Origin of the sequence: Acinetobacter sp. V102_4 (assembly GCF_031799005.1) — a bacterium.
Classification (GTDB): domain Bacteria; phylum Pseudomonadota; class Gammaproteobacteria; order Pseudomonadales; family Moraxellaceae; genus Acinetobacter; species Acinetobacter calcoaceticus.
Genome location: NZ_JAVQNR010000028.1, coordinates 161,569 through 174,468 on the forward strand (window position 1 = coordinate 161,569; position 12,900 = coordinate 174,468).

Here is a 12,900-nt window from a genome sequence, read left to right on the forward strand (position 1 = left end):
TCAATATGCAACATCAGTCATTTTTCAATAAAAGTCAGTGGGTCCAGTTAGCTAAACGTATTAGCGCAGTCACTGTACTAGGTTTAACAATTGCAGCGCCAGCTTGGGCAATTGACCCAACTGTGAAAGAACTTCGTATTGGTTTTCAAAAAAGCTCGATTAATTTTGCGATTGCCAAACAGCAAAAATTATTTGAACAAGAATTTCCAAATGCCAAAGTTACTTGGAATGAGTTCCCTGCTGGCCCACAAATTTTAGAAGCTTTAGCTGTCGGTTCACTTGATGTTGGAGTCACTGGAGATACCCCACCAGTCTACGCACAAGCAGCTGGCAAGCCTTTATATTACATTGCTTATGAAGCGGCTAAACCGCTGGCATCGGCAATTTTAGTTCCAAAAAACTCACAACTGAAACAGCTTAAAGACCTGAAAGGCAAACGTATTGCGCTGCAAAAAGGTTCCAGCTCTCATTACTTGCTTGTACAAGCCGTACGTAAAGCAGGCCTAAACTGGAGCGATATTACTCCAATTTGGCTTACTCCTGCCGATGCTCGTGCTGCATTCCAAAAAGGTGCCGTTGATGCATGGGCCATTTGGGATCCTTACTTCGCTTCAGCACAACTAGAAGACCAAGCCCGTGTTCTTGCATCAGGTAAAGGCTTAAGCCCGAACTATACATTTTATTTAGCCGCTCCAGATTTTGTTAAACAACATCCGAAAGCTGTTTCTGGACTCATCAAACAAATCAATCAAGCTGACAAATGGGTTCAAAGCCATCAAGCAGAAACGGCAAGTGCCATTGGGCAAAGCACAGGCCTTAAGCCTGCGACCAGTGACTTATTCATTAAACGTCGTCCACGTCCATCATCGGCAGCGCCACTCAACAGCAAAGTCATTGCCGAGCAACAACAGCTCGCAGACATTTTTACCCAACAAGGCATCATTCCAAAACCCATCAGCATCAAACAAGCTGTTTGGATTGCCAAGTAATTTCAATAGACATATAGGTAATGCACATGAAAATTTTCTGGTTTATTCCTACCCACGGTGATAGTCGCTATTTAGGTACAAGTAAAGGCGCTCGTCAGGTTGACCATGCCTATATGAAGCAAATTGCTGTGGCAGTAGATAATTTAGGTTATGAAGGTGTACTTATTCCAACGGGTCGTTCATGTGAAGACCCATGGATTGTAGCGGCTAGCCTCATTGATGCAACACAACACCTTAAGTTTTTAGTCGCGTTACGTCCGGGTGTAACCACACCAGCTTTAGCAGCACGTATGGCTGCAACATTCGACCGTTTGTCGAATGGTCGCGTGTTACTCAACTTAGTCACTGGTGGTGATGAGGCTGAACTACGCGGCGATGGTTTATATGAAGATCACTCAACGCGTTATCAAACAGCCAATGAATATGTAAAAATTTGGCGTGAAATTTTGACGCGTTCACATACGGGTGAAGCTTTTACATTCCACGGTGAACGCTTACAAGTAGATGATGCAAAACTACTTTACCCACCTGTTCAAAAGCCTTACCCACCGCTTTGGTTTGGCGGTTCTTCAGACGTCGCTGTCGACTTGGCCGCTGAGCAAGTCGACACGTACCTCACGTGGGGTGAGCCACCAGCAGCAGTTAAACAAAAGATCGAACATGTTCGTGCCAAAGCTGAGGCTAAAGGCCGTAAATTAACTTATGGCATTCGCTTACATGTCATTGTTCGCGAAACCAATGAACAAGCATGGGCAGCAGCTAACGAACTTATCCAATATCTTGATGATGCGACCATTGCTGCCGCACAGAAAAAATTTGCACAAATGGACTCTGTCGGTCAACAACGTATGGCAGCTCTCCACGGCGGTAACCGCGACAAGCTTGAAGTATCTCCAAGCCTCTGGGCAGGTATTGGCCTAGTCCGTGGTGGTGCGGGTACAGCACTTGTAGGTGACCCTGAAACAGTCGCTGCCCGTATTCAGGAATATGCTGACCTTGGTATCGATACCTTTATTTTCTCAGGCTATCCGCATCTTGAAGAGTCAATCCGTTTTGCAGAGTTAGTATTTCCACTACTACCAATCGAAACTCGTGCCAAACTTGCTCAGCCAAATCTAACCGGTCCATTCGGTGAAATTATTGCCAACAACTATGTTCCCGACGAGAAGAAGCAAAATAGTTCCGTCAAGGAGCCTGCATGAGTAAAGATGAAAGTATTGTTTCACGTGGAACAAAACAAATCGGGCAGCATTTGCTGCCTTGGATTTTCCCGATCATCCTATTGATTGTCTGGCAAATTGCATCGAGTTCTGGTCTTTTAGAAAGCCGTATTTTGCCGGCACCCACGGCAGTCATTTCCGCTTTTTGGCACTTACTCGTTAGCGGAGAATTATGGCATCACGTTAAGGTCAGTGCAGGTCGCGCTTTGCTTGGGCTTTTAATTGGGGGCGGATTGGGTTTGCTATTGGGTTTACTTAATGGCTCTTCTCGATTTGCATCTACCCTACTCGATACGACCTTGCAAATGATTCGTAACATCCCAGCATTAGCACTTATTCCACTCGTTATCTTGTGGTTCGGTATTGATGAAACAGCAAAATTATTTTTAGTTGCAGTAGGTGTTTTTTTCCCAATTTATATCAATACCTATCACGGTATTCGATCAGTTGACCCTCAATTGATTGAGATGGGTAAAAGCTACGGACTTTCTCGCTGGCAACTTTACAAAGAAATTATTCTTCCCGGTGCGATGCCTTCTATTTTAGTCGGTTTACGCTTTGCTTTGGGTCTGGTTTGGGTATTGCTCATCGTTGCTGAAACCATTTCTGCTCAAGCTGGTATTGGTTATATGACCATGAATGCACGTGAGTTTTTACAAACAGATGTGGTATTGGTGGGTATTCTTCTTTACGCCTTACTAGGCAAACTGGCAGATGTCTTAGCACAGATTTTAGAGCGCTATTTACTACGTTGGCACTCTGGATATCAGAAATAAGGGAGCTTAAAACATGACAAATCTGAATTTAAATATTAATCAGAATGACGTGCAGCTCATTCCTGAAGAGCCAACAGAATCACAAGAACCTACATTAGGCGCAGAGATTCTGATTGAGCAGCTGTATAAATTTTATGGCGAGGTTAAGGTTCTTGAGGATCTTGACTTACACATCCAACCTGGTGAATTTTTAGCAATTGTTGGTCGAAGTGGCTGTGGTAAAAGCACCTTACTACGTTTAATTGCCCAACTTGAAAAAGCCAGTTTTGGTGAAATTAAATTTAAGTCTGCTCGCCATTTGCGTGAAGGTATTACCAATGATGATATTCGAGTCATGTTCCAAGATCCTCGTTTACTTCCTTGGAGAAATATTCTTCAAAATGTTCAACTTGGACTACCAAAATCGAAACATGCTTTAGCTGAAGAGTTACTAGAAAAAGTTGGTTTAAAAGAAAAATCAGGACAATGGCCTTCACAACTCTCTGGCGGCCAACGACAACGTACAGCTTTAGCACGCGCACTGTCGCATACGCCACGCATTTTGTTGTTAGATGAGCCTTTGGGTGCATTAGACGCCCTAACCCGTCTTGAAATGCAAAGCCTCATCGAACGCTTGTGGAAAGAACAAGGTTTTACTGCCATTTTAGTGACACATGATGTAAGTGAAGCAGTGCAATTAGCTGACCGTATTATCTTATTAGATAAAGGTCAGATTGCTCAAAGTTTCCAAGTTAATTTGCCACGCCCACGCAAAAAGAGCATTAGTTTTGCCCAACTTGAGCAACAAGTACTCGATGCTGTTTTAGCAACTTAGGTTTGCAATGAGTAATAAGAACCGTTCAACCGAAAAATGCCCAATTTACGAGCAATAAAGCTGCTGTTTTATTGCTCTTTTTTAGGGCGAAATTTTAAAAATATTTTTAAGAATAACAATAAACTAGTTAAATTCTTTATTTTTTGCACAATAGTATATCTATTACGCAAATAACTAGCCGTTTTTTGATTAAAAAAGCAAGACACCTGTGCACAAATCAAACAATTTCCCTTACAATGGGAATATTATTTTTTTAATTATGCAGCAGATGGAACAAAAAAAGAGTACCCAAAAGCGCAATCAGCTTCTTGCTGCCGCCCTTGACGTATTTTCGGTCTATGGGTTCACTGGCGCAAGTCTGGATGAAATTGCCCAACTCGCCGACATGCATAAGTCGAATATTTTCTATTACTACGAAAATAAAGAGTCTTTATATGTAGAAGTGCTCACAACTGTTTTACAAAAATGGTTGGCTCCCTTACAAACATTAGAATCTGAATTAGAACCAGCCGAAGCCTTATCTCACTATTTAATACAAAAAATCGAACTGTCTCGTAGCCAACCGAAAGCATCTAGATTGTTTGCATTAGAAATAATTCAAGGCGCTCCGCATATTTTACCTATTCTCAAAGGACCATTAAAAAAACTATTTAAGCGCAAAGCTAAAGTCATTCAGACTTGGCAAGAAGAAGGGAAGATTTCACCAGATATCGACCCAGAATTATTAATTTTAAACATTTGGGGCCTTACGCAAAACTATGCAGATTTTGCAACCCAAATGGAAATGGTGACTGGAAAAACTCTTCGTAACCGAAGCATGTTCCAACGCTCAATTGAGCACACAGTACACCTGATGCTCTACGGCGTATTGCCTCGTTAAAACCAAAAAAAGATCGGCAAACTTGCCGATCTTTTTTTAGAAATGATTTTGATAAAGGGCCAAAAGTTTTTGGGCACCTAATAATAAATTTTCTTCCCAATCCAGATGTGCAGTGTCATCTGCTCCATCAGTAATATACTTCACCGAAATCAAGCGAACTCCTAACTTATGGCAGACTTTGGCTAAAGCATAACCTTCCATATCAACCACATCACAAGCTACCTTTGGCTGGCCTGTTTCAAATGAATCACCAGTACCACAAATCCCCTTTGGCAAATCAGCAAAATGTGGTTGAAGGTGAATTTCAGCTGGCAAGTGATCATCTAACGGTGTTACACCTACTTCAAACCCTAACGGTGAAACATCCATATCTCGTTGTACAAAAGTCTTCACCTCGACCAAATCATGTCGATTAAACGCAGAGCTTCCTGCTGTACCCAAATTAATTAAAGTTTTACACCCTGTTTTTTGAATAACCTCAAATGCTTTAAAAGCAGCATTAATCTTGCCAATACCACTGTAATGGACTTCAACACCTGCCTGTTCAAATAAACCTTTAGATTCATTAGGAAGTGCCATAATTAAAGCAATATCAGTGTTCATTCAAAAAGCTCAAATCAAAATTAAATAAAATTAGAAAATAAGTATAAATCAGGTGCAAAAGCTTTTTGCACCTTTTCATGATCACTGCATTTTTTGTTGTAAAGCGATTAAGCATGGAGAAAAGAACAGTTGACCACTATATGCTCCTGCTAGCGTTTTCTTCATTACAACGCCCCACATCGTCAATAATAGAATACTCAATGCCACAGCAACGTATTGTAAAAATACAATTTCAACCTGATGTCCTAAATTAAATAGCGCCAAAATAAATACGCCTAATGGAAAGGTTAACCCCCACCAACCTAAGTTGAATGGAATACCTGTCTTTGCATGACGAAGCGTTGTTAAGATTGCTAGACCAAGCCACCATAACCCGAAACCTAAAAGCACCAGACTGCCCACGATTCCTAAAGCTTGAAAGACATTCGCGAATTGGTCAAATCCTACATTTGGCGCCACTCTTTGTACCTGTTGCCCTAGTAACAATAATCCTAAAGCACCTGTACCAATTGGGCCTAAAGAGAGCCAGCTAGAAATCGCGACTTCTTTTTCAGGTAATTGATGCAAAGCCATACGCAACATTAAAATTGTCAAAATAGCGAATGCCGGTAAAACAGAGATTCCCCAGAGTACGTAACCAGCCAGTAATAAATGAAAGCTATGCAAATTTGCTGGTAAATGAGCAACTAACATGCCCGCAGAACTTGCTGCTACTTCACAGGCAACCACAGGTAAAAGCCAGATTGCAGTCATAGTATGTAACTGATGGTTCTGACGGCTAAACATGCAAAACGGCACAATCCACGCAATTGCTAGAGCTAAAAAGACATCGATATACCATAAAGCTTGGGCAATATGGATTGCCACTTCACCGTAAAGCCCAATACCAAAGCTTAAGAAACCATTTAGTATGGTAGCTAACCCCATCGGAATAGCACCTAAAAACAAGCTCATATTAGGATGCTTAAATATTTGCTTCGCTTCATGAGGGAAAAGCAACCACCGTAATAAATAGAGACCTGAAAAAACACTAAATAGGACAATATTAAATTGCCATAACAAGGTTGCTAGCATGAATAAAAATGATTGAGCAAAAGGAAGCTGAATTAAAATCATACTTACCACACCAGTACCCATAGTCGCTGTAAACCAATTTGGGGTAAAATGTCGTATAACATCTTTGCTTTGATTTAATTGGTAAAAGGGTTTTTTCATCTTAATTCTCTAATCAAAGAGTGGATGAAAATATAGTAGAGTAAATAATTAATAAGAAAAATTGATTTATTTTTATTTAATTCATCAATATTTTAAATATAAAGAATATTCATATTGAAAAATAACTGAGTAAAAACACAACAACAAGACGAATCTGTGAGATTATGGCAATATATAGCCCTTGCAAAAATAGCCATATTTTAAGTTCATGAAACTGCTTCGTCTTAATGCGTTATCGCCCAATTTTCAGTTACCACCAACAGCGGTAACTATTGGTAATTTTGATGGTGTCCATTTAGGTCACCAAGCGATGATTGCTCAACTCAAAAAAATTGCTGCAGCACAAGGCTTAAAAACATTGGTCATGATTTTTGAGCCACAACCTCTTGAGTTCTTTCAAGGTTACGATGCCCCTCCTCGTATTAATTCATTACGGGAAAAAGTCGAATACCTAGCCGAACTTGGGGTAGATTACATTGCGGTTGCTAAATTTGATCAACACTTTCGAAGCATGAGTGCTACTGAATTTGCCGATTTATTAAAAGACAAATTAAACGCACAAGCTTTGGTTTTAGGTGATGATTTCCATTTCGGCAAAGACCGTCAAGGCAATAGCGAATTTTTAAAAGATTACGGATTTGGGGTCACCAACTTACATACCATTGAACTCGAAGGTGAACGTGTAAGTTCAACTCGTATTCGTCAGGTACTTCAGGCAGGAAATCTTGCCTTAGCCGCTAAATTATTAGGCCGTCCGTACAGTATTACTGGACGTGTTCAATATGGTGACCAGATTGGACGAACTCTCGACTTTCCAACCATTAACGTTCGCCTCAACCGCCATAAACCTTGTTTAAATGGCATTTATGGGGTTGAAGTCATTTGCGAAACAATGTCGTTAACTCAAAAAGTACTTCAGGACGCACCTGAAAAGCCGGGAATTGCCGGATATCATGAAAACAGCCTATATGGCGCGGGTCATGTCGGTACACGTCCAGCCATTCAGCAAGAACATCCAGAGTGGAGATTAGAAGTACATTTCCCTGATGTTTCTGCTAATCTGTATGGCTTATTTATGCGGGTGACTTTTCTTCACTATCTTCATGGTGAATTGAACTACCCTTCGCTTGAAGCACTTAAGGCAGGAATTGATAATGACGTGCATCAGTTACGACAATATCGTAACGACACGACACAATTTCCTTTTTAATTCGAATTTTGATTGTAAAACATGTCGGCTCCCAAGCTGATTAAACTGGATGAAAACTTGCATGAGCGATAAGCAAACTCCTGAGAATGCAGTGGACTACAAAGCCACGCTAAACCTGCCGGATACTCAATTTGCAATGAAAGCAAATTTGGCAGTACGTGAAGTGAAATGGTTAGAAGAGTGGTATACCGACAACATTTATCAGCAGATTCGTGCATCGCGTATTGGCAAGAAAAAATATATTTTGCACGATGGCCCTCCATATGCGAACGGTACAATTCACTTAGGCCATGCGGTCAACAAAGTACTCAAAGATATTATTGTAAAAAGCCGTACTCTGTCAGGTTTCGATGCGCCTTATGTACCGGGCTGGGACTGTCATGGTTTGCCAATCGAACTAAAAGTTGAAGAAAAAGTAGGTAAAGTTGGCGAAAAAGTTGACGCGGCTACTTTCCGTAAACTTTGCCGTGAATACGCACTAAAACAAATTGATTTACAGCGTAATGACTTTAAACGTCTAGGTATTTTAGGTGACTGGGATAATCCTTATCTCACCATGAACTATAAACAAGAAGCCGATATCGTTCGTGCTTTAGGTTTAATTCAAAAAAATGGTCATATCCAGCCGGGCTTAAAGCCAGTGAACTGGTGTATGGACTGTGGTTCTGCGCTTGCTGAAGCTGAAGTTGAATACGAAGATAAAAAATCTGACGCAATTGATGTTGGTTTTGGCGTTGTCGATCTAAAAGATTTAAGTGCTCGTTTAAGCGTAGACGTTCAAGATTCAACAGATATCGTGATCTGGACCACTACACCATGGACATTGCCTGCGAACCAAGCCGTTGCTTTGCACGCCGAAATTGAATATCAATTGGTACAAGTGTCTACTGAGCGTGGTAAGCAAAACTTCATTCTTGCTAAAGACCTTGTTGCTTCAGCAATTGAACGCTATAAACTTGAAAATCCAGTAGTTTTAGCAGACTTTACTGGTAGCAAACTTGAAAACCTTACATTACAACATCCTTTACTTACCGATCGTCAAGTTCCGGTAATTTTAGGTGAACACGTTATCGCAACAAGCGGTACAGGTGCAGTACATACAGCTCCTGGCCATGGCGCAGACGACTATAAAGTAGGTCTTCAATATAACCTTACAGTAGATAACCCAGTGGGTGGTAATGGTGTTTATTTACCAACTGCCCCTATCTATGCTGGTGAGCACATCTATAAAGCCAATCCAAAGATTATCGAAGCTTTGGGTGCTGTAGGCCGTTTATGGGCACATCAACCAATCAAACACAGTTACCCGCACTGCTGGCGTCATAAAACCCCTATTATTTTCCGTGCAACCCCGCAATGGTTTATTAGCATGGATCAAAAAGGTTTACGCGAAGGTGCCCTTAATGCAATTGAAAACGATATCGAGTTTGTACCGAGCTGGGGTAAAAACCGTATCGAATCAATGATTGAAGGACGTCCAGATTGGTGTATCTCACGTCAACGTACTTGGGGTGTGCCAATTCCATTCTTCGTGCATAAAGATACGAACGAATTACACCCTCGTACACCTGAATTAATCGAAGAAGTTGCTAAACTTATCGAACAAGAAGGTATCGAAGCATGGTTCAAACGTGATGCGAAAGACTTCATTGGTGAAGATGCTGAACAATATAATGCTATTCGCGATACCCTCGATGTATGGTTCGATTCTGGTACAACGCATTACGCTGTACTTGAACAACGTGAAGATCTAGAAAGCCCTGCCGATTTATATTTAGAAGGTTCAGACCAACACCGTGGTTGGTTCCAGTCTTCTTTATTAACGTCTATGGCAATTCACAATCGTGCCCCATACAAAGCATTGTTAACACATGGCTTTACGGTTGATGAAAATGGTCGTAAGTTGTCGAAATCTTTAGGCAACTATATTCCGCTTGAAGAAATCATCAAACAGCTTGGTGCTGATGGTTTACGCTTATATGTAGCTTCTAGTGACTATCGCTATGAAATCGCGGCATCTAAAGAAATCTTTAGCCGTGTAAGTGATAGCTACCGTCGTATTCGTAATACATTACGTTTCTTGCTTGCTAACTTAAATGGTTTCAAACCAAGCACAGATGCTTTGGCAGTAGATGACCTCATCGCTCTCGACCAATACATCTTGCAGCGTGCGAATGAAGTACAACAAACGATTATCACTGCCTATGAAGAAATGAACTTCCATGTGGTGTGTAGTGCGTTAACAAGCTTCTGTATTAATGACTTAGGTGGTTTCTACCTAGACATTATCAAAGATCGTCAGTACACCACTAAAGCGGATTCTCAGGCACGTCGTTCTGCACAAACAGCGCTTTACCATATTGTCCAAGCATTTATCCGTTGGATGAGCCCAATCTTAAGCTTCACCGCTCAAGAAGCTTGGCCACTCATTCCAGAACAAACTGAAAAGTTTGTATTTACTTCAGAATGGTACGACTTGCCGGTTCCATCAAAAGCAAACTTGCTTTCTGAAGAAGATTGGCAAACATTGATTAGCGTAAAATCTGCAGTAAATAAACAGATTGAAGCAGCGCGTAACGCTAAACTTGTCGGCAGTAATCTTTCAGCCAAAGTTGAACTTTGGGCAAATGAATCATTACAAACAGTTTTAAACCAACTGGCTGATGAACTCCGTTTTGTTCTTATTACTTCAGAAGTAGTAGTACATCCATTTGCTGAACAAGGTGAAGCAACTGAAATGGAAGGCTTACGTGTACAAATATCTGCAGCTGAAGGTGAAAAATGCGCACGTTGCTGGCATGTCCTTCCAGATGTAAATACACATGCCGATCATCCTGGTTTATGTGGTCGTTGTATTGTGAACGTCACTGGTCGTGGCGAAGTGAGAAAATATGCCTAATTCACAAGCTAAAAAAGGCTTATTCCAGTTTTATCCACACAACCTAATTTGGCTTGGACTTTCTGTCCTTGCCATTGTGTTGGATCAATGGACAAAATGGATTGCAAGTACACATCTGAACTACGCGGATCCAGTACCTGTGCTTCCATTTTTAAACTGGACACTATTACATAACTATGGTGCAGCCTTTAGCTTTTTATCTGATGCAGGAGGATGGCAACGCTATTTCTTCACATCTTTAGCAGGCTTAGTTTCAGTTCTTTTTGTATTTTGGTTGCTTCGTATGCCTAAAAAAATGGTGGTGCTACCTGTAGCCATCGCTTTAATTTTAGGTGGAGCATTAGGCAATTTAATTGACCGCATTACTTTAGGCTATGTTGTCGATTTTATTCATGTCTATTACCAAAATCATCACTTTCCAGCTTTTAATATTGCGGACAGTGCCATTACCCTAGGTACCATCTTGCTACTCATCGATACATTCTTCCTTGAGAAGCAACGTAACCAAAATTCGGATGCATAATATGACCGAAATTATCCAACCTAACGAAGAAATTCGTATTACAGACGGTTCTAAAGTCGATCTACACTTTTCTGTTGCTATTGAAAATGGTGTGGAAATCGATAATACACGTAACCGTGAAGAACCAGTTACTCTTACTATCGGTGACGGAAATCTTTTACCAGGTTTTGAAAAAGCATTATTTGGTTTACGTGCAGGTGACCGTCGTACGGTACATCTTCCGCCAGAAGATGCATTTGGACCATGGAATCCAGAAAATATACAAACTTTCGATACGGTTAAGTTTGAACAACGCCCTATTCCTGGCCATATGATTGAGTTTGAAGATAAGGCAAAAACAACCTTATTCGGTGTAGTGAAGTCGGTTAATGACGACATTACAGAAATTGATTTTAATCACCCGTTAGCAGGGAAAAACATTACCTTTGAAGTAGAAATATTCAAGGTAACTCCCGAAGGCCAACAAGGTATTAAACTCATGTAAATAAAAAGCCCTCTAAATGAGGGCTTTTTATTATTCAATTTTTTATTGATGACCTAAGAATCCTTACAAATTCTATATTCTCTCCCCCCTATATAATGAATTAAGTTATAAGTATAAAAATCCTTGGGAAAAATACATGCTGGTCTATATTATCGTAGGAAGTGTTCGTGAAGGACGTACAGCAATTAAAGTTGCCAATTGGCTAGAAACCACAATTCCAACATTGGGTCTAAACGATTTCCAAACTGAAGTCGTCGATTTAAAAGAATGGGATTTACCTTTTTTTTCAGGCTCTCACCCACCCGCCACTGGAATTTATGATCAACCTAAACAACAAGAATGGGCAAATAAAATTGCTCAAGCAGATGCTTTTATCTTTATTAGCCCAGAATACAACCATGGTTACAGTCCAGCCTTAAAAAATGCTCTCGACTATGTTGGTAAAGAATGGAGCGATAAACCTGCTGCATTTATTGGTTATGGTTCAACTAATGGTTCTCGCTCTATTAGCCAAATACGTCAAGTCACCTCAAGTTTAAGTATAATTGATCCAAATGCTGTACTAGAGATTCGGGATATATTTAAACGTAATAAAGATGAAAAATTCGAAGCTAATGAATTTGAAGTAAAAGGACTTCAATCAATTGTTGAGAAACTACAGAAATATCATTTAGCTTAAAAACAAAAGGCCTCCAATTAAATAAAAGAGGCCTTTATTTATAGTTTCATAAACTCTTTAAGTAATTCACTATATCTATATTACTAGCCATTTCTGCAAGCTGTAGTGCTGTGTATTCACTCTTATAATCGACAAGAGCTCCCTTTTCGACTAATAGTTTAACCACCTCTAGATGATCATTCTCGGCAGCTGCTTGTAGAGCACTATAGCCGTCATCATCTGTCTGATTAGGATCTTGTCCTTCTAAAAGTAATTGCTCTACTTCATCTAGATCGCCTAAAGAAGCCCAATAGACCAATTCAGGGAGAGAGAGTTCTTCATCGTCTTCAGGTATTGAAGAGAAGGAATTAATTTTCACGTAAACACCTAAAAATAAGAAACTTCATCGTTATTATATTCATAGAACACTGCTAGTATACAAATCTGATTTTGAATCAGTATTTTTATTGCCCCTTATTTCTAAATTCTTTATTTTCGTCATTTAATTCAGACATAAAAAAACACCCTCAACCGTTAAGTTGAGGGTGTTTCGAATAATGAGCTGGCGATGACTTACTCTCACATGGGAAACCCCACACTACCATCAGCGCTAAGAGGTTTCACTTCTG

General features: G+C 40.3%; 13 protein-coding genes. 10 read left to right on the plus strand and 3 right to left on the minus strand.

From position 1 onward, the window contains the following. Positions 1–5: 5 nt before the first annotated feature. The 5 genes from RMB13_RS01395 (at position 6) to RMB13_RS01415 (ending at position 4,679) form a co-directional block, all read left to right on the plus strand. Positions 6–989: a sulfonate ABC transporter substrate-binding protein gene (locus RMB13_RS01395; RefSeq protein WP_056484185.1), complete on the plus strand. Its 984-nt coding sequence runs from the start codon at positions 6–8 to the stop codon at positions 987–989. Positions 990–1,015: 26 nt separating this feature from the next. Beyond that, a complete protein-coding gene (gene ssuD / locus RMB13_RS01400; RefSeq protein ID WP_311084204.1) occupies positions 1,016–2,191 on the plus strand; it encodes an FMNH2-dependent alkanesulfonate monooxygenase in 1,176 nt (391 codons plus the stop codon). Further along, positions 2,188–2,985: an aliphatic sulfonate ABC transporter permease SsuC gene (gene ssuC, locus RMB13_RS01405; RefSeq protein ID WP_003655804.1), complete on the plus strand. Its 798-nt coding sequence runs from the start codon at positions 2,188–2,190 to the stop codon at positions 2,983–2,985. Before ssuD ends, ssuC begins: the two co-directional genes overlap by 4 nt. A 13-nt stretch (positions 2,986–2,998) precedes the next feature. After that, entirely contained in the window at positions 2,999–3,799 is an 801-nt protein-coding gene (locus tag RMB13_RS01410) for an ATP-binding cassette domain-containing protein (RefSeq protein WP_311084205.1), read from the plus strand. 259 nt (positions 3,800–4,058) lie between these two features. Beyond that, entirely contained in the window at positions 4,059–4,679 is a 621-nt protein-coding gene (locus RMB13_RS01415; protein WP_003655809.1) for a TetR family transcriptional regulator C-terminal domain-containing protein, read from the plus strand. Between the two features lie 36 nt (positions 4,680–4,715). On the opposite strand, the gene RMB13_RS01420 is transcribed toward RMB13_RS01415, so the two are convergent. Together RMB13_RS01420 and RMB13_RS01425 are read right to left on the minus strand one after the other, a co-directional pair. Beyond that, entirely contained in the window at positions 4,716–5,282 is a 567-nt protein-coding gene (locus RMB13_RS01420) for a hypothetical protein (RefSeq protein WP_004640319.1), read from the minus strand. Positions 5,283–5,363: 81 nt separating this feature from the next. Continuing rightward, positions 5,364–6,497: a TDT family transporter gene (locus tag RMB13_RS01425; RefSeq protein WP_311084206.1), complete on the minus strand. Its 1,134-nt coding sequence runs from the start codon at positions 6,495–6,497 to the stop codon at positions 5,364–5,366. 208 nt (positions 6,498–6,705) lie between these two features. Here RMB13_RS01425 and ribF point away from each other — a divergent pair, with 208 nt between their 5' ends. From ribF to RMB13_RS01450, 5 genes are all read left to right on the plus strand, one after another. Then, complete coding sequence (ribF, locus tag RMB13_RS01430) at positions 6,706–7,707, plus strand: bifunctional riboflavin kinase/FAD synthetase (RefSeq protein ID WP_056484194.1); 1,002 nt, start codon at positions 6,706–6,708, stop codon at positions 7,705–7,707. 61 nt (positions 7,708–7,768) lie between these two features. Then, positions 7,769–10,606, plus strand: a complete 2,838-nt coding sequence (gene ileS, locus RMB13_RS01435) for an isoleucine--tRNA ligase (protein ID WP_311084207.1) — start codon at positions 7,769–7,771, stop codon at positions 10,604–10,606. Further along, complete coding sequence (gene lspA, locus RMB13_RS01440; RefSeq protein WP_005037701.1) at positions 10,599–11,129, plus strand: signal peptidase II; 531 nt, start codon at positions 10,599–10,601, stop codon at positions 11,127–11,129. The genes ileS and lspA overlap by 8 nt, the downstream gene beginning before the upstream one ends. A 1-nt stretch (position 11,130) precedes the next feature. Next, positions 11,131–11,613: a peptidylprolyl isomerase gene (locus RMB13_RS01445; protein WP_004640310.1), complete on the plus strand. Its 483-nt coding sequence runs from the start codon at positions 11,131–11,133 to the stop codon at positions 11,611–11,613. Between the two features lie 136 nt (positions 11,614–11,749). Next, complete coding sequence (locus RMB13_RS01450) at positions 11,750–12,292, plus strand: NAD(P)H-dependent oxidoreductase (protein ID WP_311084208.1); 543 nt, start codon at positions 11,750–11,752, stop codon at positions 12,290–12,292. Between the two features lie 46 nt (positions 12,293–12,338). On the opposite strand, the gene RMB13_RS01455 is transcribed toward RMB13_RS01450, so the two are convergent. Beyond that, on the minus strand, positions 12,339–12,650 hold the full coding sequence (locus RMB13_RS01455; RefSeq protein ID WP_309953604.1) for an ankyrin repeat domain-containing protein: 312 nt from the start codon (positions 12,648–12,650) through the stop codon (positions 12,339–12,341). Between the last annotated feature and the right edge of the window lie 250 nt (positions 12,651–12,900).